Genomic DNA, 22,997 nt, shown 5'->3' on the forward strand with positions numbered 1-22,997 from the left:
AATCACCCTTTTACCGCGGAGTTGGTCAAGCCTTGAATGATGAATCGCTGGCCGATGACGAAGACGGCGATCATCGGGAGGATGCCGGCCGACGCCGCGGCCATCATGCCGTTATAGTCGACCGTGTTTTCCAAGATGAAGTTTTGCAGGCCCAGCGGAACCGTATACAGCTTCTCGTCGATCAAGAACACGAGCGCGTTCTCGTAGTCGTTCCACTGCCAGGAGAAGTCGATGATGGCGAGCGTCGCGAGCGCAGGCTTGGCCAGCGGCAGAACGAGCCGGAAAAAGATGCGGAAGTGCCCCGCTCCGTCGAGGAACGCCGACTCGGAAATCTCATGCGGGATGGACAGGAAAAACTGGCGCAGCATGAACACGCCGAATATCGTGAACAGTCCCGGCAGGATGAGCGCCAAATGCGTATTGTAGATGCCGGCCCACTCGAACATGATGAACTTCGGCACGAACAGCACCTGCGGCGGCACCATCATCATCGACAGGTAGATCATGAACAGCGCGTTGCGCCCTTTGAACTCGATTCGGGCGAAGCCGTAAGCCGCGAACGCCGACAAGAACGTGGCGCCGACCATGCCGATGATCGAGATTTTGAGCGAATTGAGATAATACGTGCCGAAGCTCTTCGGACCGGTCCATACCTTGTGATGATGCGCCCACGTCGGATGCGACGGGATCCATTCGATCGGATACTTGAATACTTCGGCGGGCGTCTTGAGCGACGTGCTGATCATCCACAGGAAAGGAATGATCATGACGATCGCGAGCGCCAGCATGATGACCGTGACGAGCACCCTTCCGGCCGCGCCGGACGTCAAACTGCGTTTAAGCTCCATCCTAGATGCCCTCCTTGGCCGCTTAATAGTGCACCCATCTTTTTTTGACCCAGCCACTGCAGGAGGGTGATGAGCAGAATGATCGCGAACAACGCCCAGGAGATCGTGGCGGCGTAGCCCATGTCGTAGTAACGGAACGCGTTCTGGTAAACGTAAAGCGAGAGGATCGTCGTGCTGTTGCCCGGTCCGCCCTGCGTCGTCGCCTGGATGATGCCGAACGTTTTAATCGTCATGATGAGGCCCGTAATCAGCAGCAAGAACGTTGTGGGGCTGACGAGCGGCCAGATGATTTTGCGCAGGATCTGCGTCGGGCGGGCGCCGTCGATCTTCGCGGCCTCGAGCAGCTCGGACGATACCTCCTGCAGCGCGGCCAGGTAGATGATCATGTTGTAGCCGAGCAAAAACCATACCCAGATGATGTCGATCGCGTACATCGAGGACGTCGTCGTCGACAGCCAGCCCGGCGGATGCTCGATGCCGACACTGCGCAGGAAGCCGTTGATCGGCCCCTGCTTGGGCTGAAAGAGCAGCATCCAGACGAACGCGACCGCGACGCCGCTCGTGATGTAAGGCATGAAGTACAGGCCGCGAAGCAGCTTTTTTTAAATAAATCTTCTGGTTTAAAATGACCGCGACGACGAAGCCGAGCGCGATCGACACCGGCACCGCGAGCAGGAAAACGACCGTGTTGCGCAGCGAGAGATAGAACAGGTCGTCGTGCAGCATGCGGACGATGTTGTCTGCGCCCACGAAGTCGACGTTCGGGTTCATGAACTTGTAATTCGTGAACATGAGGCCGAACGAATAGACGGCCGGGATCAGGAAAAACACCAGCACCCCGAGCATGCTGGGGCCGATGAACACGTAGCCGAGCAGCCGCTGCCTTCTCATCCAGTTGTTGTACATGCGCGTTAACCTCGCTTCTCGAATGAATAGCTCCAGTCTACCAACCGCGCGCCGATCCCATAAGGAACAAAACCATCGTCTTCATCGCACATATCCATGCAAAAAAAAGCCGCCCTGGGGCGGCTTCGAGAAGCGGAAAACATCAAAATGTTCTATTCGAAACCGCGCCTGCCCAACCTTGCCGCTTCGTGTACAGCACCCAGTTGCTGTCCGCAGCCGAATCGCCCGGCGCAGGCGGCGGCGTCTCGAATCGCGTCCCGCCGACGCCCCCTCCGCCGCAGCTCGGCTCTGCCGGCAACCGCTCGCCGCTGCGCGGGTTCAGCCACGCATACGCATACGCATACGCTGCCTCTCCTCCATCAGGCAGCGCCAGCTTGCAGCCGCCCGCGGCAGGAAAGTACACGGCCACCACGCCAAGCGCATCGTCCGCCACGCAGAGCGGCGCCGTCCCTTCCTCTTCCGTCCCCTGGACTTCAATCAGAAGCTCGGGCGCGGGAACCATCGCGTCGAAATTCACGTCTTCCGTCATGAAGCGGCGGTAGATCGGCAGGTAAGCGGCACCGACGGCGTCCGTCTCCACGGTAAGATAAGCGCCCCAGGTGTTGTCGAAGCCGTGCACGACCGGATAGCCGGAGAAGCCCGCCCGCCATTGCCCGCGCCTCGTATGATGGTGGTCGAACAGCTGATGGCCCTCCAGCGTGAAGCAGCCCTCGGCTTTTTCATAGCCGAACTCGCTGCAGAGCGCGGCCTTGGCCTTCGTCGGCGCATGGAAGCGCAGCTGCCGTTCCATCCACAGGCACATCGGCGACATGCTTCCGCGCACCTCGAATTCCTTGAACCAGTCCGTCTGGATCAGATACACGTCCAATTCCTCGCAATCCCCGAATCGCTCGTGCAGCGGCAGCTTGTGGCTCCACTGATGGACGCCGACCGGATGCTTGTAAGGATCTGCCTCCTTGATCAGCCTGGCGAGCCTGCGGAACCACCGGTCCGCTTCGGGATGGTACTCCGCCGTGCCGGGATAAAAGTCGTATTCGTTCGCCGGGCACCAGATATACAAAGACGGATATGCGGCGTAGCGCGCCACGAGATAGCGAATCCACAGCTCCTCGTGCTCCGGCAGAAACTTCCCGCGATCGTTGAACGGAAACTCCAGCATCCACGCCTCCAGCACCAGTTCGACGCCCATCTCCCGCTCGGCCAGCATTTCCATCACTTCGTCGACCGCCTTGAAGTAATCCGTATTCAGCTCTTTAAAGTCCGGCCACTGCGCGCTCCCGCCCCAAGGCCAGCAATCCCGCGTCTGCCACACGTTGCGCAGCTTCGGATGATAGGGGCTCACCTGCGCCCGCGCTCGAATATAATTGACGCCCTGCGCCTGTCTGCGGTCCAGGATCGGCGCCAGTTCGACGCCGCAATAATGCCCGCCGAACAAGTTGTAGATCGTATCGCCGAGCAGGAACATCGGCTCCCCGCTGTCGTAGCGGAAGCTCCAGCTTCGCTCCGGCACCGTCCGCAAAAATCCGCGCACCGCTCCCTCCGCTTCGGCCACCTCGATCGGCACGGCGAGCGACAGACCCGGTGCGGCCGGCCTTGCCGCCAGCTCGCAGATCCACGCCCCCGCTTGCGCCGGCATCCAGCGTACCTTCCATACCTGCTTGCCCGCCTCGTCTATGCCGTCATGGAAGCCTTCGATCCGCAACGTCTCGCCCGTGGCCGCATGCCGGAAGACGGCCGTCACCGCGCAATCCCAAAACGGATTGGAGAATGCCTTCTCCGCGCTAGCACACAGCTCCATCATCTTGCCGACGCGTGCCTGAACCACAGCCCGAATCTCTTTTTCGTAATCCATGTTTATCCCCCATCCATTTAACTGATCTTGAATCCGCGGCATGCCGCGCATGATAAAGGCGGCCCGAAGGCCGCCCCTTTTCTCTCTGGCATATCCGACCGATCGCGCCGGTCCGAAGTCTATTTATGCCTTGCCCTGCGCCTGCGCCCATGCGTCAAGCTGCTTTTGCTTTTCCGCGATGATCTTGTCCATGCCGTTCGCCTTCAGCTTCTTGGTCAGCTCGGGCAGATACTTGTTCAGATCGAGCGTGCCGGTGAACAGTCCCTTGCTGTATTGGTTGTACGTATTCAGGCAGGCGCTGATCTCGTTCTGGACCGGCGTCGGGTCGAACACGAAGCCGAGCGCCTTGGAAATCGTGGCCGCGTCGTTGAACGCCTTGAAGTTGTCCCACTTCTTCGGATCCTCGTTCGCGAACAGGTAGCTGTTGAACTGGTTGCCGAAAATCCATTGGTCGCCTTGCGCGCTGTAGGCGACGTTCGCGGAGGTAATGCCCTCAGGGAAGTCGATGATGTTGTCGCTCTTCTTGACGTAGTGCTTGCCTTCGATGCCCCAGTCGATCATGTTAAGCAGCGTCTTGTCGGAATAGAGCAGGTTCAGGAACATCATGACGCGCGCCGGGTCCTTGGACGTCTTGGAGATGGCGAGGATCGCGCCGGTCACGTCGCCCGTCGTCGTATACGGCTTATCCATATCGACCTGGACGAGGTCGACGCCGGTCGTCAGGCTCTTCTCCTTGTCGATGCCCGGCTTGGAGCCGACCATGAAGGAAAACACTTTGCCGTTTTTCATGAATTCGTCGCGGGTCACCTGCGTCGTGGCTGCGTCCTTCACAATGTAGCCGGCCTGATACCAGTCGCGTGCCTGCTGCAGCACCTCGGTGAAGCTCGGGTCCTCGAACGGATTGATCACCTTCAGATCGTTCGCCTGCTTGCTCAGCACCCCGAAGTAGTCCCCGTTGATCTGCTCGAACTGGCTGTTAATGACCGATTCCATATCGCCGATGCCCGCGAACGGCACGATCGACGGCTCGTTCTCTTTAATCGTCTTAAACCAGTTGGTGAAGTCGTGGTAGCTCTTGATGTCCTCGGCCTTGAAGCCGTACTTGTCCATCAGGTCCTTGCGCACGAGCAGCGCCTGCGTCGCCGCGTACTCTTTGTTAGAAGGCAGGCCGTACAGCTTGCCGTTCACCTTCGCGCCTTCGAGATAGACGGGCGCGAGATTGTCTGCAATATCCGGACCGTATTGCGCCAGCAGATCGTCGATCGGCGCGAACATGCCCTTCGCCGCCGAGTTCGCGTAGCCGAGCCAGTTGGCCGTGTACATCAGATCGAATTTTTCGCCGGAGGTGATCATCAGGTTCGTCTTGTTCTGGTAGTTGCCCCAATCGACGAAGTTCAGCTTGACGTTCACGTTGATCTTGTCCTTCAGATAGTCGTCGATCGCCGACTCGACGGCCGGCACGTCCGGCGTCATGCTGCCGGGCACGTAAATGCTGATCGTATAAGGATCGAGCTGGGCTGCGGCGCTCCCCCGAAGCTGCGGCCGACGAAGCCGAGCCGGACGATGCGGGGGATGCGGACGCCCCTGCGTCCTTATTGCCGTTGTTGTTGTTCCCTCCGCATGCGGAAGCCGTCAGGGCGATTGCGAGCAGCGCTGCTGCGGCGGGCGCGGTTTTGCGGTAACGGATCAAAGTCATTCGTAAACCCCTCCATATATAGGTAGTATAGCGCTTGATGCCCCTTGCTGTATGCTAACCGGGCTGCCCCGGGCTTAGCCCTTCACGGCGCCTACGGTCAGGCCGGAGACGAAGTATCGCTGGAAAAACGGATACGCGAACACGATCGGGCCGATGCCGATGACCGCCATCGCCATGCGAACGGTCTCGCTCGGGAAGTCGATTCGGGCCGTGGCCGCGGCATGCGAGTTGTTCAGAATGTACTGGATGTTCAGCAGCGTCCGCTGCATCAAGTATTGCAGGCTGATGATGCGGTCGTTGTTGATAAAAATCATGCTGTTGTACCAGTCGTTCCAGTATTGGAGCGTATAGAACAGACCGACCGTGGCCATGACCGGCAGCGACAACGGAATGACGATCCGGAAAAATACGAGCAGCTCGCCCGCCCCGTCGATCTCGGCCGATTCGTAGATCTCGGCGGGGATCGTCGTCGCGAAAAACGTCCGCATCATCAAAATGTAGAAAGCGCTCATCAGCAGGTTCGGAAGAATCAACGCCAAAATCGTGTTGCCGATGTCCATATACTTTGAGTAAACGATATACCAAGGAACAAGTCCTCCGTTGAATAGCATCGTGAAGAAGGCAAAGAACGAGAACACGTTGCGGAAGCGAAAATCGCGGCGCGAGATCGGATAGGCAAAAGCCGCGGTGACGAGCAGTCCGACCACCGTGCCGGCGACGGTGGCGCCGATCGTGACGCCGTACGCCCTCACGATCGGCAGCGGATCTGCGAACAGGAACCGGTAAGCGTCCAGGCTGAGCTTGGACGGAAAATAATTGTAGCCGCTTAGCAGCACGGTCTGCTCGTCGGTGAACGAGACGATGACGACAAGCAGGATCGGCAGCAGGCAGAACAGCGTGTACAGGACGAACAGGACGTTGATCGCCGCATGCGCAGGCCGCGACACCGCATTCGGCTGGTACGCCTTGCGCGGCCGTTCGGCCGCCTTCTCCTCCTGGCGGAGCTTGATTGCGTTTTCCATCGGGATCCTCCTCCGCTTAGAACAGCGCGTTTTCCTTGTTGACTCTTCGCACGAACCAGTTGGACAGGAACACGAGCACGAAGCCTACCGCCGCCTGGTACAAGCCGACCGCGGTCGACATGCCGATATCGTTGCGGGTGACCATAATGTCGTAGACGTACGTGTCGATGACGAGCGTCGTCGGGTACAGCAGGCCCGTGTGCAGCGGCACGTTGTAGAACAGGCCGAAGTCCGCGTAGAAAATCCGGCCGATGTTGAGCAGCGTGAGCACGACGACGACCGGCATAATGGACGGCAGCGTAATGCTGCCGAACTGTCTCCACTTGCTCGCCCCGTCGATCAATGCTGCCTCGTAGTAGCTCGACTCGACGCCGATGATCGCGGCCAGGTAGATGACGGTGCCGTAACCGATGTTTTTCCACAGATTCGTGATCGTGAGGATGTACGGCCAGTACTTCGGATCGTTGTACCAGTCGATCGGCTCCATGCCGAGCGGCGCGAGAATATGATTGTTGACGAAGCCGTGCTCGATGCTGAGCAGCGCGAACACGAGATAACCGACGATGACGAACGACAGGAAGTACGGGAAAAACATCGCGCTCTGGAAAAAAGAACGGAACACCCGGTTGCGCACTTCGTTCAGCAGTACCGCGAAGGCGATCGAGAGCACGAGGCCGACGGCGATAAAGAGCAAGTTGTAAAGCACCGTATTGCGCGTGATGACCCAGGCGTCCGTCGTGCTGAACAGAAACTTGAAGTTGTCGAAGCCGCTCCAGGGGCTGCGCAGGATGCCGTCGGTGAAATTCACGTTTTTGAACGCGATGATCAGTCCGAACATCGGCAAATAGTTGTTGAGGATCAGATACAGCGTGCCCGGCAGCAGCAGCAGGAACAGGAAGCGATGCCGGCGTGCGTCCTTCCACAGCGAACGCCTCGCGGCCGCGGCTTGCGATCGGCTCATAGCTTCTACCTCGTTTCTGGCTGGTTATAGTCTTAATTATAAGAATCCGCCGGATGCCGACAATCGAGGGAGACGACCGGAATGTCGATATTCCGACATCCTGCGGAAAACATAAAAAAACCGCCAAGGGAGATCGCAGATCTCTCCCTGACGGTGTTGGGGTTTGGCGGAAATCCGACACTGAATCTGATGGTTTGGCCGATCGGTTGACTGATGCGTTGGCCGATGGCTTGCCGATCGTCGCCCGCGCCGTTTTTTCGCCGCAATGCCTGCAAATGCAGGATTTGCCGTCTGCATAGCATGAGGTGACTTCGACCGTCACGCGCGAAAGTCTGGTTATCCTTCGCTGCGATGCGCTTTGAACCAGGACAGCGCGTCCTCCAGCATCGTCTCCGTATACGCGTGGCCCACGCCCTCGTACTCGGTGACGACAAAGCGCTCCGGGCTCGCCGCATACGTCTCCGCCAGCGACTCGCGGAACCGCCGGGCGCCGTCGGGCGGCACATGTCCGTCCTGCGCGCCGTTCAGGAAGCGGATCGCCGGCGTATGGGCGTACAGCGCGGCATTCGTCAGCGGATTGCACCGCCGGTAGCAATTCCATGCATACGCGTCGGGCTCGCTCGGCGCTTCGTCCGAGCCCGGGCGAAGCCAGTCCGGCGTGGAGATGCACGCCGCCACCGCCCGGATGCGGCGGTCGATGCCCGCCGCGGTCACCGCGATGTCGCCGCCCATCGAGATCCCGCCCGCGAGGACGGCGCCATCGAGGCCGAACCGCTCGAAAGCCCAGTCGATGATGCGCGGATATTCCTCGGCCGTAAGTGCGATCATCGGCCAGAAGTAGCGACGCTTGTTCGAGCCTAGCTTGCCGCGGAACGCTTCCATGCTCTCGCGCATGCGGTCTCCGTGCTCGTATGGATCGTAGGAGACGGCCGTGAACCCGGCGTCCGCGAATTTCCGCAAATCCTCGCGCACATGTTCTTTTCTCCCCGTCAATCCCGGCAGCCACACGACCAGATCCCGGCTTGCTCCGGATGCGGGACGTTCCCAGATCAGCGGGATATGATCCACCGTCGAGGCGCCGCTTGCGACGCTTTCGTGCGCTTGCTTTTCTCCGCTCATATCGCTTTGTCCTCCGATCAATCCTGGATTTGATATTTCTTGCGGTATTCGAGCGGCGTGACGCCCGTCATGCGCTTGAACAGACTGGTAAAGTACGGAATATTGGTGTAGCCGACCTGCTCGCCGACCTCGCTGATCTTGATGTTGGTCGAGGACAGCAATTCCTTGGCGCGGTCCAGCTTGCGGCCGATGATGTAATCCTGCAGCGACTGGCCCGTTTCCTTGCGGAACATCCGCGACACGTAGTCGGCGTTGAGGTAGACATGAGCCGCGATATCCTCTCGCGTGAACTCTTGCTCCGCGTGCGCCTCGATGTACCGTTTGATCTTGTCGACGACGGCCGAATGGTCGCCGCCATGCTCGCGGATCATCGCCCCGCACGCCGAGACGAGGCGCGACGCCCAGGCGCGGAACTGCGGCAGGCTGCTCGTCACGCGCGCCATCTCGCTCTCTTCGGCGCGGAACAGGCTGTAAGCGGACAGTCCCTGCTTGTGCAGCACGCGATAGACCAGATCGGCGATCGCGTGATAGAGCATTTGCAGCAGCTCCGTCGACAGCAGCGCCTCGCGCGACAGTCCTTCGACGTACGCTTCGATCCGCTTCGCAAGCTCGTCCGTCTTGCCGGTCTCCAGCATGACGCGCCAGTCGTCGACCGGCGGCAGCGGTCGGCGCTCGCCGTCCGCGCGCGGCTCCGGGCTGTCCAGCCGGATGACCGCCTGGGGCAGGGTCAGATTGTCCCGGCAGCGCCGGGTAAGCGCCTGATAGGCGGCCGGCAGCCCTTCAAGAACGGCGGCTTCGCCGATATAGCAGGAGACGCTGCAGAAGAAAAACCGGTCGCAGGCGTCGATAAAGGCTCTGCACCGCGACTCCAGCTCGCCCTCCTCGAAGCGCGGACGATAGAAGAGGATGAAGCACCGGCCCGCCCGGTCGCGGGACACGCAGCCTTCGCCTCCTGCCAGCAGCAGCTCATCGGCGGCGTTGCGCAGCGCGTAGCTCATGATTTCCTCGTCCTTGACGCTGAGCGGCTTGCGCCATTCTTCCACGCCGATCAGCACCGGCAGGATCGCGTCTTCTTCCGCCAGCGCGATGCCGTAGGACGACTCGAGCGATTGGGCGGCTTCCTCCGAAGAATAGATCCGCTCCTCCAGCAAGTCCTGCCAGAATCGCTCCAGCATCGCGGGCTTCTGCTCCTCCCACAGGCGACGGTACTTCAGGTAGGCGTCGTTGAACGTTCTCGACTGTCTGTCCGCCTCGAGCTTGGCCACCGCCTGCTCCGTCACCCGGCGCAGCTCGTCGTAAGCGATCGGCTTGAGCAAATATTCGAACAAGCCGAGGCGCAGTCCTTGCTTGGCATAATCGAAGTCCGAGTGACAAGTCAAGAAGATCGTCTCGATGGCGGGATGGCGCTCGCTGACCCACGCTAGCAGATCGATGCCGTTCGCGCCCGGCATTTCGATATCGCAGATCATCAGCTGGATGTCGTTCGCTTCAATGATCGTCTTGGCCTCCGACACCGAATACGCTTCGTGGACGGCTTCGAAGCCGAGCGACTGCCAATCGATATTGCGTCGAATCGCTTTGACCGCGTAGATCTCGTCGTCGACGATTAACAATTCCATCTTCATCGCGGATTTTCCTCCTTCTCTCCATCGTCGCCGGACGCAAGCGCAGGCGGCGCGGCAGGCGGCAGCGAGAGCCGGACGACCGCCCCGCCTTCGGGCCCGTTGCCGAAGGACAGCGAGGCCTCGCCCTTGTACTTGATAGACAGCCGTTCGATGATATTGCGCAGCCCGATGTGACGCTCGGGTATACCCGCCGGTCCGCTCCAAGCCAGGAGCAGCTCTTCGGTGAAACCCGGACCGTTGTCGGTCACCGTCACCTCGATACCGCCACCCGGGAGCGCCGCCGCCCGGAGGTCGACGCGAAAGACGCCCTGCTCCATCGCAAAGCCGTGTATCATGGCGTTCTCGGCGAGCGGCTGAACGATAAGCGGCGGGATCGGCGTCCCCGACAGTCCCGGATCGATCTGGACCGAATAGCGCATCCGGTGCGGAAAGCGCATATGCTGGATTTCCAAATAGTTGCCGATATGCGAAAACTCCTGCTCGAGCGTCACCCACTCCGCAGCGTTGCGCGTAATGAACCGAAGGTAGTCGACGATATGCTGAAGAAGCTTCTGCGCAAGCTGGTACTCTTCCAAGCCCGCGAGACTGTACGCGATATTAAGCGCGTTCATGAAAAAATGCGGATTGATCTGCGTCTGCAGCTGCTTGAACCGCGCCTCCTGCGCCAGCAGCTGCTTTTCGTACACGTCGAGCTTCAGCTCGTTGATCTCCGATGCCATCTGATTAAACGTCGTATTGAGCTGCGCGAATTCCAGCGACGAGGAAGCGACGGGCAGCCGGGTGTCCCAGTTCCCCTTTTTGATGCGCTGCATCCCCCGCACCAGCCGTCTCATCGGCTTCAGCAGCACCTGCTGCATGAAGGCCAGATACACCGCGATGAGCAGCAGCGTCACCCACGGGATCCAATTGATCAGGCGCCGGAAATTCGGCAGGTTCGCGAGGAGGCGGTTCTCCGGGATCGTATAATATACCGTCGCCCGCGCCGTCTCCAGCTTCCGTCCTACCGCGAGCAGCGAAGCGCCCGTCGCCGGGTCGCGCACCGTGCGGAACGTCCCCTTCGAAGCCGTGCTCTTCGCGACCGCTTGCGTACTGGCTGCCGGCATGCCCGTACCGGCCAGCAGCGCGCCGTCTTCGCCGAGCAGATTGAGCCCTTGCGGCCGGCTCTCTGACCACATCGGCATCGCCGCAGTCAGCGTATCGGCGCCGATGACGGAGCCGACGTAGATCTGCTCGTTCAATCCGACCAGCCGCAGAAAATAAAAACGCCCCTCCACTTCGACGGGGAACCAGGTGCGCGTATCGAGATCGCCTTCGCGCGTCAGCCGTCTGACCGTACCGTCGAACGCGGCCGCCGGGATCGGGCTGCGCGTAATGTCGATCAGATCGTCGCCGGGCTTCCGGTATACGATAAAAGCACCTACCGCGCGCATAATATTCATCTGTACGTTAAACTTGCCGATCATCCGCTGCTTGGCGAAGTAATATTCGCCCGGATCGTTGTCCAGCAGCATCGTCTGAACGTCGGGATCCTGGATGACGAGCCCGTACAAGTAATTGTTCACTTCTTCGAACTGCCGCTCCATCTCGGCCGTGTACATGTCCAGCAGTCCGCGGTTCGCGTCGGATACCTGGGAGCGCACGACCTGAATCGCATAGTTGTTGCCCGCGATGAGCAGCACGATCAGGAGCGCCGCGAACAAAATAAAGCCGGACAGCAGCTGGAAGCTGAGCGATCGAACCAACGGACTCCCCCCTTGTCTGTGCAGGCTTGAAAAAATGCCGGCGATCACCGCCATATTATGACCGGGGCGATACGGAATCGCAAGCGGGGGATGCGACGGATTTGTCGTTTTAACGACTTTTTTTGGCTAAAGCGACGTGAAGCGCCCGGACCGTAGCGGTCCGGGCGCTTCACAATCATGGCGCGCGACGGCCGACAGCCGGCTCGCTTGTCCTTGCCGCAGGCTCGACATAGACATGGGTGACGGCGCCGTCCACGATCTCCAGCGCGTTCAGCTGGTAGCCGTACGAGCATCCGCCGTCGATGCCGATCTTGTCGCCGCCGAACCACACGTCCGCCGTGTCGTGCAGCTCGATCGCCTTCGTATGGCCGAATACGACCGTCTTGCCGGCCTTCACCGGATGCTTGTAGAACGCTTCGCGGATAAACAGGTAATCCATGACGCTCTGCCGCCGCCAATCCGGGATGTCCGGGTTCAGGCCGGCATGCACGTAGATGAAGCGGTCGTCCTCGTGATAATACTGCAGATGCTCCAGAAATCGGATATGCTCCCCGCAGCAGGACAGAATGCGCGCGCGATATTCGCCGACTCGCTCGGGTACGATTTTCGACGTATTTTCTGCGCCCAGATAACTGCCGATCGCCTCCGCGCCTCCCTTTTCGAAAAATTTGCGAAGCTCCTCGGGATGCACCCGCCCCTGGATCACCCGGACGAAGCGCCGGTCGTGATTGCCCTGCAGCGCGATCGCGCCGGACTCTCTGACCAGGCGCCGCACGAGGGCGACGGCTTGCCTGCTTTTAGGGCCGCGGTCTACGTAATCGCCCAACAGGACGAGCTGGTCGCTGCGCGCGTCGAAGCCGCACCTGACGAGCAGCCGCTTTAACTGCTCCGCGCAGCCGTGGATATCGCTGATCGCCAGCGTACGCGTCTTCTTCATGACGGCCGCACCTCCTGTGACGGGATTCGCCCGCATACGAAGCGCTTGCGGGACGAATCGCCCGTTTTTGATCCATATGCCCTTCTTTACCCGCGACGGCGCGATTCGTATGCACAACGAAAAGGATTGCCGTCTCGGACGGCAATCCCGGTCTAAAGCTTATTTGGCCTTCTTCAAAAACTCGTTGTGCCGGCTCACCATCGCGGCGATCGTCGCATCAAGGTCCTGCGCGCCGAGGAAGTACTTCTCGTATTCTTGCGAGCGAAGGTCCATGACCTCCTGCGGCACCGAACGGACGAAGGTCGGCGTCTTGTTGTCGAAAACGACGTACATAAGCGAGTCCTTGTCGTACGTGTCGGCTTTGTCGCCGAGCATGCTCGCAAGCGCCGCGTTCTGGTCGGCGTCCTTGGACGCCGGCAGTCGTCCGCCCGCGGCCATCGGCGCCATGCCGCCGTCCGCGTACCACTTCAGAAATTCCCAGGCGGCCGCCTGGTTTTTGGACTTCGCATTGATCGAGATGTAGTCGCCGATGCCGCCGCGCGTCATGAAGCCTTCGGGCTCGTCCTGAAGATGAGGCACCGGCGCGAACGCGATCTTGAAATCGCGCGGATAATCGGTGAAGTTGTTCGAGCTGCGGAGCAGCCAGGCGCCGATATTCAGCATCGGCACCTCGCCGCTCAGGAACATCTGCTCGACCGGCATCTTGCTCGTGAGCTGCTCGCCGAGCGGCGGCGTCGTCTTGTCGTCCTTCATCATGCCGTTCAGCGATTCGAGCCACTTGCGGACGAGCGGGTGATCCAGGTTCGACGTGCCGTCGGCCTTCGTGTAGCCGTCCTTCGACAGGACGGCGTCAATCGGATCGACGTACGGCTCGGTGTTCTGAATAAAGCCGTAACCGTCGCCCTTTTTTGAGCTTCTTGGCGTATTCGCGCATCTCGTCCCAGGTCCAGTCCTTCGGCACCGCGAGACCGGCCGCGTCCAGCGCGTCCTTGTTCAGCGCCACGAAGAAAGAGCTTTTTGTCGTCGGTACGCCGTAAAATTTGCCGTCGATCTTCCAGCCTGCGGCGTCGGCGCCCATCTTTTCGTCGATATTATAATCGGTATATTGACTGAGGTCCGCCGCAAAGCCGGATTCGACCCGCTTGGCCGTCTGGGACAGCGTATAGTTGACGTAGAGGTCGACGTCTTGTCCGGTCATCATCGCCGTGTCGAGCTTGAGGTTGCCTTCGTCGTCATTGACGTAGCGCACGTATTCGACCTGGATGTCCGGATGCGACTTGTTCCAGTTGTCCATGACCTCCTGCGGTCCGGACTCCGGAGGCACCCCGCCCCACATCTTCAGTTTCACCGTGCCGCCGCTCGGCTTCGAGCCGGCCGATGCCGATGAAGACGCTTCCGATTTGCCGCTTGCCGCGGGACTCGCGTTCCCGCCGTTTTCGTTGTTGCCGCAGCCTGCCAATGCGCCCGTTACGAGCGCCAGCGAAGCGATGCCTGCCAGCCAGCCTTTTTTTCTCACCAGAGACGCCCTCCCCGAATGTACCGGTATTGTTGTGTGCAAATCAAGGATAGCAGGACGGCAAGGCGGTCCATAAGTAACAGATTCATGATCTCGATGGAACAGATATACACAATCCGGCGGCTGTACTGCCGATCTAAGACGATCAAATCGTTCTATGGTTCCGGTATTGGCTCGGCGTCGTCCCGGTCATGCGCTTGAAAATCTTGATAAAGTAGTTGTCGTTCATGAAACCGACCCGCTGACCGATCCGGTTGACCGGCAGGTCGGTATTCATCAGCAGCTCGATCGCCTTGTCCACGCGCGTGCGGTGCAGATAGTGGATCAGCGTCTCCCCGGTTTTCTTTTTGAAAAGCGCGCTGACGTAGTTTTCTCCCATCATGACGTAGCGGGACAGCGATCCCAGCGTGATGTCCTGATCGTAATGCTGCTCGATGTATTGAATGATCTTGTTCACCTCGGGATGCGTGATCCGCTCTCTCTCCGCGAGCGGAGGCCGCGAAGCCGAGGACTGAAGCGATGACGACGGCGGATACGATGCCGATGGTTGAAGCGTCGCGCCTGGCCGGGCCGCTGCGGTCGCCGAGCCGCCCGAGAGCTCCCGGCTCACCTTGGCCAGCGTCTCCCGCAAATCCTTGACGCTCATCGACAGCTTGAGTATATAGTTGGACGCGCCGTACTCCATCGCCTGGCGCATCGCCTCGAAGTCGCCGATACAGGTCAGCATGACGAACTTGCAGCCGATGCCGGCGCCTCGCGTCTCCTTCAGCAGCGCGAGGCCGTCCATCTGCGGCATGACGATGTCGCACAGGACGAGATCTGGCGGATCCCGCTTGATGATCTCCAGCGCTTCGACGCCGTTGCTCGCTTCGCCGGCCAGCGTGAAGCCCATTTCCTCCCAGCGGATGATCTCCTTGACCGATTCCCGGACGAACGTCTCGTCTTCGACCAGCAGCACCTTGTACATCGCTTATGCCTCCTTCTCGTCTTGAGGGTCGATGGCATGCCGTCCGCTCTCGTAAGGCTGGGACAGCAGCAGCGGCAAGCGCATCCGGCACAACGTGCCGCGCGGAAGCGATACGATGTCGAGCTCTCCCTTTTCCTTAAATAGCAGTCGCAGACGCTCCCGGACGTTGTCCAGCCCGATCCCCGGCCGCTTGCGCCCTTCCTCGCGGCTTTGCTTCGACTGCTCGAGCCCGACGCCGTTGTCCTCCACCTCGAGCGCCAGCCTGTCCGGGTATTCGGCATCCCGGTCCATGCGGATCAGAATGCGACCGCCCTCCAGCATGTTGGCGATGCCGTGCCGGATCGCGTTGTCGACGAGCGGCTGAAGACTCAGCTTGGGGACGAGCGCGTAGACGAGCGCCTCGTCGTAGCTGAATTCGATCTCGAAGCGGTTGCCGTACCGCACCTGCTGAATGTACAGAAACGCGCGGGTCAGCTCGATCTCGTCCTTTAAGTAGATCAGATCCACGTCCGAGTTCAGGCTCGTCTCCAACAGCTTGCCGAGGGACAGGCAGATCTCGACCGTCTCTTCGCTGCCGCCGCGCAGGCCGATCCACTTGAGCGTGTTGAGCGTATTGAGCAGGAAGTGCGGGTTCATCTGGGCGAGCAGCATCTGGAAATGCACGGCGTCCTTCTGCCGCTCCTCCGCCCGCAGGCGCTGAATGAGCCCGTTCATGTCGACCATCATCGTGTTGAAGGTGCGGGTCAGCTCGAGAATCTCGCCCTTGTAGTTTTTTTCGGGCAGCCGAATCCGCAGATCCTTGCGCACGGCCTCCCTCATCTTCGATTGCATGCGGGAGAGAGGGCGCGTGAACGTGTAGGCGAGCATAAAAGCGACGGCGACGAACACCGCGGTGATGATATAAAAAGTGACGAAATACTGCTGCTTCAGGCTCTCGATCCCGTTAAACAGCACCTGCAGCGGGATGCGGTCGACCAGATACCAGTCCAGCGACGACAGGTAGCTGTAGTTGACCAGCGCGTCGCCGCGCTTGTCGGTCCAGAATCCGTTGTCCGGCGCGCGCGAGACGGCTTCGACCGCCTCCTCCGACAGCTCCGAGCCGGGGATGGATCTGGCGATCGTCTCTCCTTTTCTCGTCATGATAAAGTAGGCCTGGTCGCTCTCCGACTTTTGCAGCATGGATTGGAACCAGAAGGAAAAGTCGATGCTGATCCTGGCCAGCCCGTACGTCCGGTTGCTTCGGTCCCGCAGTTCGGCGTAAAGCGACAGCAGCATCGGGCTCTTCGAGATATCGCGGGACACGTAATTTTCGTCGTCGGGCACCCAGAGGTAAGAAGCCTTCGTCTCCCGCATGGCGGCAAACGATGCGTTAGAAGCGATCGAGTCGTAGTCGAGCGGCCTTCTCGGCTGATAGGACGTATAGACATGGCCGTGATCGTCGAGCAGCGTGAAGTACACGGACGGATTGTAAAGAAAAAAGCTGTTGTTCAAGCCTTTGAACTTGTCCTCCATCAGATCCTTGTTGTCCAGGTCGGAGAGCCGGTCCGGCTCCTGTAGAATCTGCCGCACCTCCGTGTCCTGCTCAAGGAAAATCAGCGTCTTGAACGCGATGCTGAGCTGATCTTCGAGGGAGCGGTGCAGATTGTCCAGCTGCTCGTGGCTCTGCTCGCTGACCTTCTTCTGTACGAGCGACTCGATCTTCTGGTAATTGTATATGTTCAAAATGCTGAACGGGAGCAAAATGACTAGCACGAACGCGGCGAACAGCCGATACTTGAGCTTATGGGGAACGAGATGTGACAGCAAGCCCCGCATGATGAGCGACCCCTTTGCGCCGAGTAGTGACCTCATTATAACACCCGGAGGACAATCGCTTTGGCTCGCGCGCGCATAAACACCAAATCGTAGGATCGGAAGGGGAAAATCATCAAATCGTTCTATCCGGGACTGCGGCCGGAAAAAGAGTCCTTCTCCCCATGGGAAAAGGACTCTCAAATCGAAGCGGAACCTTTAAATAATCAAGCTGCTGACCGCAAACGCAGTGCCGACGTACACGGCCGCGAGCAGGAGCCCCACCGCGACATTTCCCTTCTGCAATTCGACGGACAGCGTCAGCTTCGGCGTCACCCATTCGAATACCCAGTAGGCGAGCAGCAGGCAGGCGTACCCGACCGCGAACCAAAGCGCGAGATGCCAGATCGAGCTGTTCGTATAGGCGGCCACCCCGAGCAGCAGCGCGGTCCCGAGAAACTTGCCGGAGAGCGCCAGACCGACGGCGACATTGCCTTTGCGCAGCTCCTCCAGATCGTTAAAGGGCGTCATCCAGCTGAAAACGAGCATGCCGATCCACTGGAGCGCCACGATGATAACGATGCTGACGATGAGATTAACGACTACGATGATGCCCACCCCCTGAATTTGCTGTACACCAGATCGTATGCGGCATAATCGTGCACTTCCTCCAGAAAGATATCCGTCTGCTTGGCCGTCTTGAACTGTGCATAGCGCTCTTCGTCGATCGGCTGCTTGACCTTCTGTCCCGAGGGCAGCTCAACGACGGCGAATTCCCGCGTTTTGTCGCCAAGCGTCGTCTTGTAGACGCCGACCAGATCGGCCTTCGTCTTGAGCTTCACCTTGAGCCGGTTCAGGTCCGCCTCGGCATCGGACTCCGCCTTGTAGGACTTGATCGGCCGCCAGGTCGAGAGCACGGTTTGCGCGCGTCCCTGCGCGTCCTCGGTCAGCGTGGCGCTCATATGCTGAAGCACCCATACCTGGTCGCCGGTCGCATAGTTCTTGTCGTTGGCCATCTGCTGGTTGTCGGGCTCGATCGTCATATCTCCGCCGATCAGATCGCCGACCGTCCCCGCTACGACGCGGTAGTCCCACGGTACGGTCGAGATCGTCCTGCCGTCCGCCGTCACGGAAGTCCCGCTGCCCGACGGCGTATATTCCGTATAGCCGTACGAATCGCCCGCGTCGGAAGTGATGCTGAACACGCTGCCTCCGTTCGATCCGTTGTCCGCGCACTGCGCGACGAGCGTGATAAAAAAGGAAGACGCCGATGACGACGGCGATCGCCTGACCGGCCGGCGTCGTTGGCCGTCTGCTATACATGACCGTTCACCCCGATCGGTACGAAATGGCTTGCGTTGCCCGTGATTCTGCCGCCGGCTCTGCCGAGCAGGCCGCAAGGCTGGCCGTCCAGCACGAACAAACCGGTTAGCAGGTGAAGCTGGCGCCCGCCGAACCGCATCGCGGGCAGGTCCGCGCGATGCTGGTAGACGACGGGGAAAAAGACGCTCGTATCGAAGCCCTCGCGGTCCTCTTCCTCGACGCCGCCGGCGTCGTCGTACAGCTTCACGGAGCCGCCCTCCCTGCCGAACATCGACTTGGATACGTAGGCTCCGTCGAACAGCGGCTTCGTATAGGTCGGCAGCATGTAGCGTCGAATCCACGAACGCTCCTGGTCGTCGTAGAGCAGATCCAGCTCGTACAGCCCCCAGATGAGCGCCTGCAATCCTTTCGATTGGAGCAGAATCGCATGCGGCGAGTTGAACAGCGCGAGATGGCCGCGCTCGATCGCATAGGCCAGCGCTTCGCCGCCTTCGTCGAGCGCCATCCACTCCTTCGGATAAAGGGCGAACAGACGGCTGATCTCTCGCCCGCCGCCGTCCTTGACGATGCCTTCGTCGACGGACAGCTCGAGCAGGTCGACCCGTTCTGGCGCGAGTCCGCTATGCGCGGCGAGCAAGTCGATCGTGCCCGAGTCCTCGGCATGCGCGCCGTATGCGGCGCATGCGACCGTATCGGGCCGCTCTTTGGACCATGCCCGCTTAAGGAGCACCGCCATGCCTTCGTTCGGCGATTGAAGCCCGGCTTGGCTGCACAGCCAAGGCGTCGCGGCGGCCGCTTCGGCGTAGCCCGTCGGCGTATCCGCGTTCAGCTCGAGCAGGCGAATCCCGCCCTCCGGCGTGACGGCGAAGTCGAACCGGGCGTACCGGCTGATCTCGCCCTCGGGCGGCAGCGGCAGCGCGTCGAGCATGTTCCATAGCAGCGACGGAATGCCGCACAGCGCATACAGCTCGCGGCGTCCGTGCGCATAGCGGACCGCGCGGTCGAACACCCGCCACAACCCGGCGGCGGCGCTCTTCAATTCAAAGTACAGATACGGGTCCATGGCTACGACCTCGTCCAGCCAGTAAGGCTCGCCGTCCAGGTCTGCCCAGCCGAAGCCCCGGTCGGCGAGTGCCTTGACGGCGGCTGCGCGGTCGAGCGGACGGCGATCGAGTACGCGAAGCAGGCTCATCCGCCGAATCCTCCGCCGCTCGACTTGCCCGAGGAGGAAAATCCGCTCGAGGTGCCGCCGATGCTGCCCTTCGAGGCGGAGGTGGACCGCCGGGTGATGCCGCCGCTGTCCGAGGAGGTCACGGGCCGCACGGTCGAACCCGTCGTCGGCCGGTTCTGGAAGCGGTTCGCGTCGTAGTTCGGACGCTTATAGGACGCGCCGGTCGCGGCGTTGTACGCCGGATGGGACGCGCCCCAGGCGCCGGACGAGTAGCTGCCGCCGCGGCCCCAGATCAGATGGTACAGCATGAGGTCGTCCCAACCGAAGCTCGAGTGAACGACCGTCGCGCCCTCGCCGCCGGAGAGGCCTCCGCTGCCGGATCCTTTTCCGCCGCCCGACATGCCGCCTCCGCCTCCGCCGCCGGACGCCCCCGACGTGGTTGAGGCTTCCTCGGAAGGCTCATCGAGATCCGGCAGATTCCAGTCGAGCGCGGGATCGTAATAAGCCTTGACCGCTTCGGTCGACCATTCGGTCAGCGCGGGAGAAGGCGCGGCGGCCGATGATTGCGTTGGCGCCGGGGACGCTGACGTTGCGGTCGGCGCGGCCGAGGCGACGGGCGGCAGCGCGCTACCCGCGAGCAAGGCGATGCCGAGCGCAGTGGACAGCACCTTGGGCCCCTTGCGATCCCCCAATGCGCTTGGGCGAGAAGCGCCTGCTTGGGAACGAGCGTCGGCTTGACCGGTCCTTCGTTCATCGGATGATGCGTTCATTTTCGCGCCCCCCTTTACAATGAGATGGATTGCGTTGCTTTGCGAACGGGGACGAGCAGCAGTTCGACGACGCCCTGCTCGACGTTCAGCCTGCCTTCGATCGTCTCGTATTCCTCCGCGCCGACGGTCAAATAGTTGACGTGGTGGAGCGCGTTCATCATGCCCTGCGTCCACTGCCGCTCGTCGATCTTGCGCAATTGGCCGCCCGGAAGCTTCTGCAGCAGGACGACCTTCATTCCGTTATCCAATATTCATCACCTTTTCCAATTCGTGAGTCGATTCGGCAATGAAAATACATACGCCTTCGGCGGCGAAAGGTTTTATTTTTTGCTCAAAAACTTCTCTTCGGGCTGGCCCGATTGTCCGTTTCGCATCGATCGACCGCGCAAAATGCCGTCTCCCGGAAGGAGACGGCCCATTTGACTCTATGGACTGTTGACGCTTACTTGACTTTGACGCGAAGCTGGGGCGTCGACGCTCCGGCAGCGATCCGCTCCGGCGCAGTCCGAATGCCCGCGGCTTTTTTGACCGAGTCGGTCACCGTCTGAATGACCTCTCCGACATCGTGCGCGGATTCGAACAGCGGATCGATCGTCTCCATCTTCCCTTTGACGTCGCGGGTCACCTGATTGGCGTTCCGAATGAGCCCGGAAGCCTCCTGGGTCAAGCCATGGACGGCGTTCCTCACCTCGGCGAGCGTCTTGTTCGTCTCCGCAAGCGTCGTCATGCCCTTGCGCAGCGTTAATATCAAATACGCGGCTAGTCCGGCAAAAGCGATCGCGGCGACCGCAACGCTGATCTGAATCACCATACGCAGCACCCCCTCTCCTCCTCACTGTATGTCCGAAGAGAGTAGGACATTCCTTTATCCGCCATATCGCGGCGCGCGATCAGCTTTGAGCCAAATACATCCGCGCCTCGTATGGACGCAGCGTCCCGCGCTGCGGTTCGTCCGCATAGTTGGCGATCAGCAGGCGCATGTCGCCGGTCAGCGCCTCCGGCAGCTCGAACGAGACGTCCGCGCCGTAAAAATTGCACAGCACGAGCAGCGTCTCTCCATCCAGCTTGCGCGTATACGCGAATACGTCGCGATGCTCGGGCAGCAGCAGCTCGTAATCGCCGTAGACGAACACCTTGTGCGCCTTGCGGAGCGCGATCAGCTGCCGATAATGACTGAATATCGAGTCCGGGTCGCCCCGCTGTGCATCGGCGTTGATTTCCGCAAAGTTGGGATTCACCTTGATCCACGGTTCTCCAGCAGTGAAGCCCGCCTGCGGCGACGCGTCCCACTGCATCGGCGTCCGCGCGTTGTCCCGCCCTTTCGCATAGATCGAAGCCATCACTTCTTCGTGCGGATAGCCCCGCTCAGTCCGTTCCTTATATAGATGGAGCAGCTCGATGTCTCTGTAATCCTCGATCGGATAGCGCACGTTGGTCATGCCGAGCTCCTCGCCTTGATACACGTAAGGCGTTCCTTGCATGCCATGAAGCAGCGTAGCCAGCATCTTGGCGGACCGTACCCGGTACGCCCCGTCGTTGCCCCAACGGGAGACGATGCGAGGCAGGTCGTGGTTGTTCCAGAACAGGCTGTTCCAGGCTTCGCCCTTCAGCTCCGTCTGCCACTTGGACAGCACGGCCTTGAGCTTCAGAAAATCGAGCGGCGCCAAATCCCACTTGCTCCAGCCTTCCTTCTCGTCGAGTCCGATATGCTCGAATTGGAACACCATCGACAGCTCGCTGCCGTCCGGATTGCTGTACAGCTTCGCGATTTCCGGCGTCGCTCCCCAAGTCTCCCCGACCGTGAGCAAGTCCGCGCGTCCGAACGTCTTCTCGCTTAGCTCGCGGATGTAGTCGTGCAGCTTGGGCCCGTTGCCCGTGATCATGCGGTCCGGCTCCTTGGCGATCAGATCGATGACGTCCAGGCGGAAGCCGCCGACACCCTTGTCGATCCACCAATTGATCATGTCGTAGATCTCTTCGCGCACGCGGGGATTTTCCCAATTCAGATCCGGCTGCTTGACGGAAAATAAGTGCAGGTAATATTGTCCGAGCTCCGGCATCCACTGCCAGGCCGAGCCGCCGAAGATGCTGCCCAGACCGTTAGGCGGCGATCCCGGTTCTCCGTCGCGCCATACGTAGTAGTCGTGATAAGGATTGTCCCTGCTCTTCTTCGCCTCGACGAACCAGGGATGCTCGTCGGAGGAATGATTGAGCACGAGATCCATGACGATCCTGATCCCTCGCCGGCCGGCCTCCCGGATCAGCCGTTCCATGTCGGCGAGCGTACCGAACATCGGATCGATGTCCCGATAGTCCGAGATGTCGTAGCCGTTGTCGTCCTGCGGGGACTTGCACACCGGCGACAGCCAGATCGCGCCGATGCCGAGCTCCGCCAAATAATCGAGCCGGGAGATGATCCCCGGCAGGTCGCCGATGCCGTCGCCGTCGCTGTCCTGGAAGCTTCTCGGGTAAATCTGGTACACGACGGTTTCCTTCCACCACTTCTGCTGCTGCACGCCGGATCGCCTCGATTCTTATTAGCTGCATGGTTTCATCTTTCTGCAACTTATTTTACCTGTTTCCAGGGCTGCCGTCTAAAACAGCGGCTTCGAACAAACGGACGATATCGTAAGGCTCGGACTGACGGTCGAGAAACATCGACAGCTGTTCAAAAGGCGTCAGGTTGGCGGCGTGCCGCCGGTACAGCATGTTGCCGTACCGTTTACTTGAGGGGCGTCAATCCGTTTTTCT

Annotated in this window: 22 protein-coding genes; 1 reads left to right on the forward strand and 21 read right to left on the reverse strand. The window is 60.4% G+C overall.

The features are described from left to right. Positions 1-2: 2 nt before the first annotated feature. The 6 genes from OMP38_RS11395 to OMP38_RS11420 all read right to left on the reverse strand — a co-directional run bounded on the left by OMP38_RS11395 (position 3) and on the right by OMP38_RS11420 (position 7,285). Positions 3-848 carry a carbohydrate ABC transporter permease gene (locus tag OMP38_RS11395; RefSeq protein WP_277565286.1) on the reverse strand — a complete coding sequence of 282 codons (846 nt, stop codon included), beginning with the start codon at positions 846-848 and terminating at the stop codon, positions 3-5. Continuing rightward, the gene (locus tag OMP38_RS11400) at positions 827-1,423 is read right to left on the reverse strand and encodes a carbohydrate ABC transporter permease (protein ID WP_277565287.1); all 597 of its coding nucleotides are present in this window, start codon (positions 1,421-1,423) and stop codon (positions 827-829) included. The genes OMP38_RS11395 and OMP38_RS11400 overlap by 22 nt, the downstream gene beginning before the upstream one ends. Before the next feature lie 473 nt (positions 1,424-1,896). Beyond that, positions 1,897-3,606 carry an apiosidase-like domain-containing protein gene (locus OMP38_RS11405; protein WP_277565288.1) on the reverse strand — a complete coding sequence of 570 codons (1,710 nt, stop codon included), beginning with the start codon at positions 3,604-3,606 and terminating at the stop codon, positions 1,897-1,899. Positions 3,607-3,729: 123 nt separating this feature from the next. Further along, complete coding sequence (locus OMP38_RS11410; RefSeq protein WP_277565289.1) at positions 3,730-5,091, reverse strand: ABC transporter substrate-binding protein; 1,362 nt, start codon at positions 5,089-5,091, stop codon at positions 3,730-3,732. Positions 5,092-5,376: 285 nt separating this feature from the next. Continuing rightward, positions 5,377-6,324 (reverse strand): carbohydrate ABC transporter permease, encoded by a 948-nt coding sequence (locus tag OMP38_RS11415; RefSeq protein WP_277565290.1) that lies wholly within the window; start codon positions 6,322-6,324, stop codon positions 5,377-5,379. A 16-nt stretch (positions 6,325-6,340) separates the two neighbouring features. Further along, positions 6,341-7,285: an ABC transporter permease gene (locus OMP38_RS11420; protein WP_277565291.1), complete on the reverse strand. Its 945-nt coding sequence runs from the start codon at positions 7,283-7,285 to the stop codon at positions 6,341-6,343. Between the two features lie 53 nt (positions 7,286-7,338). Here OMP38_RS11420 and OMP38_RS11425 point away from each other — a divergent pair, with 53 nt between their 5' ends. Continuing rightward, positions 7,339-7,584 (forward strand): hypothetical protein, encoded by a 246-nt coding sequence (locus OMP38_RS11425; protein WP_277565292.1) that lies wholly within the window; start codon positions 7,339-7,341, stop codon positions 7,582-7,584. A 37-nt stretch (positions 7,585-7,621) separates the two neighbouring features. On the opposite strand, the gene OMP38_RS11430 is transcribed toward OMP38_RS11425, so the two are convergent. The 15 genes from OMP38_RS11430 to OMP38_RS11500 form a co-directional block, all read right to left on the reverse strand. Next, entirely contained in the window at positions 7,622-8,404 is a 783-nt protein-coding gene (locus OMP38_RS11430; protein ID WP_277565293.1) for a dienelactone hydrolase family protein, read from the reverse strand. Positions 8,405-8,421: 17 nt separating this feature from the next. Then, complete coding sequence (locus OMP38_RS11435) at positions 8,422-10,029, reverse strand: response regulator (protein WP_277565294.1); 1,608 nt, start codon at positions 10,027-10,029, stop codon at positions 8,422-8,424. Next, positions 10,026-11,771 carry a sensor histidine kinase gene (locus tag OMP38_RS11440; protein ID WP_277565295.1) on the reverse strand — a complete coding sequence of 582 codons (1,746 nt, stop codon included), beginning with the start codon at positions 11,769-11,771 and terminating at the stop codon, positions 10,026-10,028. The genes OMP38_RS11435 and OMP38_RS11440 overlap by 4 nt, the downstream gene beginning before the upstream one ends. 175 nt (positions 11,772-11,946) lie before the next feature. Then, complete coding sequence (locus OMP38_RS11445) at positions 11,947-12,708, reverse strand: metallophosphoesterase (protein WP_277565296.1); 762 nt, start codon at positions 12,706-12,708, stop codon at positions 11,947-11,949. 159 nt (positions 12,709-12,867) lie between these two features. Further along, a complete protein-coding gene (locus OMP38_RS11450; protein ID WP_338130562.1) occupies positions 12,868-13,593 on the reverse strand; it encodes an extracellular solute-binding protein in 726 nt (241 codons plus the stop codon). Continuing rightward, the gene (locus OMP38_RS11455) at positions 13,559-14,224 is read right to left on the reverse strand and encodes an ABC transporter substrate-binding protein (RefSeq protein WP_277565297.1); all 666 of its coding nucleotides are present in this window, start codon (positions 14,222-14,224) and stop codon (positions 13,559-13,561) included. The genes OMP38_RS11450 and OMP38_RS11455 overlap by 35 nt, the downstream gene beginning before the upstream one ends. A gap of 145 nt (positions 14,225-14,369) precedes the next feature. Further along, the gene (locus OMP38_RS11460; protein ID WP_277565298.1) at positions 14,370-15,191 is read right to left on the reverse strand and encodes a response regulator; all 822 of its coding nucleotides are present in this window, start codon (positions 15,189-15,191) and stop codon (positions 14,370-14,372) included. Positions 15,192-15,194: 3 nt separating this feature from the next. After that, positions 15,195-17,006, reverse strand: a complete 1,812-nt coding sequence (locus OMP38_RS11465; protein WP_277565299.1) for a sensor histidine kinase — start codon at positions 17,004-17,006, stop codon at positions 15,195-15,197. A 195-nt stretch (positions 17,007-17,201) separates the two neighbouring features. Next, on the reverse strand, positions 17,202-17,594 hold the full coding sequence (locus OMP38_RS11470) for a DUF350 domain-containing protein (RefSeq protein WP_277566787.1): 393 nt from the start codon (positions 17,592-17,594) through the stop codon (positions 17,202-17,204). Then, the gene (locus OMP38_RS11475; RefSeq protein ID WP_277565300.1) at positions 17,585-18,187 is read right to left on the reverse strand and encodes a hypothetical protein; all 603 of its coding nucleotides are present in this window, start codon (positions 18,185-18,187) and stop codon (positions 17,585-17,587) included. The genes OMP38_RS11470 and OMP38_RS11475 overlap by 10 nt, the downstream gene beginning before the upstream one ends. A gap of 110 nt (positions 18,188-18,297) precedes the next feature. Beyond that, the gene (locus OMP38_RS11480; RefSeq protein WP_277565301.1) at positions 18,298-19,497 is read right to left on the reverse strand and encodes a glutathionylspermidine synthase family protein; all 1,200 of its coding nucleotides are present in this window, start codon (positions 19,495-19,497) and stop codon (positions 18,298-18,300) included. Continuing rightward, positions 19,494-20,246: a hypothetical protein gene (locus tag OMP38_RS11485; RefSeq protein WP_277565302.1), complete on the reverse strand. Its 753-nt coding sequence runs from the start codon at positions 20,244-20,246 to the stop codon at positions 19,494-19,496. Before OMP38_RS11485 ends, OMP38_RS11480 begins: the two co-directional genes overlap by 4 nt. A 14-nt stretch (positions 20,247-20,260) precedes the next feature. Further along, positions 20,261-20,494: a hypothetical protein gene (locus OMP38_RS11490; protein WP_277565303.1), complete on the reverse strand. Its 234-nt coding sequence runs from the start codon at positions 20,492-20,494 to the stop codon at positions 20,261-20,263. A 194-nt stretch (positions 20,495-20,688) separates the two neighbouring features. After that, positions 20,689-21,057, reverse strand: a complete 369-nt coding sequence (locus tag OMP38_RS11495) for a DUF948 domain-containing protein (RefSeq protein WP_277566788.1) — start codon at positions 21,055-21,057, stop codon at positions 20,689-20,691. A gap of 79 nt (positions 21,058-21,136) precedes the next feature. Further along, entirely contained in the window at positions 21,137-22,762 is a 1,626-nt protein-coding gene (locus OMP38_RS11500; protein ID WP_277565304.1) for a glycoside hydrolase family 13 protein, read from the reverse strand. Positions 22,763-22,997 lie beyond the last annotated feature (235 nt).

Source organism: Cohnella ginsengisoli, from assembly GCF_029525555.1.
Taxonomy (GTDB): domain Bacteria; phylum Bacillota; class Bacilli; order Paenibacillales; family Paenibacillaceae; genus Cohnella; species Cohnella ginsengisoli.

What these genes read in the sequence shown, in the direction of transcription:
- OMP38_RS11460 (WP_277565298.1), bottom strand. Translation starts at nt 15,191, where the DNA reads ATGTACAAGGTGCTGCTGGTCGAAGACGAGACGTTCGTCCGGGAATCG.
- OMP38_RS11445 (WP_277565296.1), bottom strand. Translation starts at nt 12,708, where the DNA reads ATGAAGAAGACGCGTACGCTGGCGATCAGCGATATCCACGGCTGCGCG.
- OMP38_RS11465 (WP_277565299.1), bottom strand. Translation starts at nt 17,006, where the DNA reads ATGCGGGGCTTGCTGTCACATCTCGTTCCCCATAAGCTCAAGTATCGG.
- OMP38_RS11425 (WP_277565292.1), top strand. Translation starts at nt 7,339, where the DNA reads ATGCCGACAATCGAGGGAGACGACCGGAATGTCGATATTCCGACATCC.
- OMP38_RS11480 (WP_277565301.1), bottom strand. Translation starts at nt 19,497, where the DNA reads ATGAGCCTGCTTCGCGTACTCGATCGCCGTCCGCTCGACCGCGCAGCC.
- OMP38_RS11485 (WP_277565302.1), bottom strand. Translation starts at nt 20,246, where the DNA reads ATGAACGCATCATCCGATGAACGAAGGACCGGTCAAGCCGACGCTCGT.
- OMP38_RS11405 (WP_277565288.1), bottom strand. Translation starts at nt 3,606, where the DNA reads ATGGATTACGAAAAAGAGATTCGGGCTGTGGTTCAGGCACGCGTCGGC.
- OMP38_RS11435 (WP_277565294.1), bottom strand. Translation starts at nt 10,029, where the DNA reads ATGAAGATGGAATTGTTAATCGTCGACGACGAGATCTACGCGGTCAAA.
- OMP38_RS11495 (WP_277566788.1), bottom strand. Translation starts at nt 21,057, where the DNA reads ATGGTGATTCAGATCAGCGTTGCGGTCGCCGCGATCGCTTTTGCCGGA.
- OMP38_RS11420 (WP_277565291.1), bottom strand. Translation starts at nt 7,285, where the DNA reads ATGAGCCGATCGCAAGCCGCGGCCGCGAGGCGTTCGCTGTGGAAGGAC.
- OMP38_RS11395 (WP_277565286.1), bottom strand. Translation starts at nt 848, where the DNA reads ATGGAGCTTAAACGCAGTTTGACGTCCGGCGCGGCCGGAAGGGTGCTC.
- OMP38_RS11430 (WP_277565293.1), bottom strand. Translation starts at nt 8,404, where the DNA reads ATGAGCGGAGAAAAGCAAGCGCACGAAAGCGTCGCAAGCGGCGCCTCG.
- OMP38_RS11400 (WP_277565287.1), bottom strand. Translation starts at nt 1,423, where the DNA reads ATGCCTTACATCACGAGCGGCGTCGCGGTCGCGTTCGTCTGGATGCTG.
- OMP38_RS11415 (WP_277565290.1), bottom strand. Translation starts at nt 6,324, where the DNA reads ATGGAAAACGCAATCAAGCTCCGCCAGGAGGAGAAGGCGGCCGAACGG.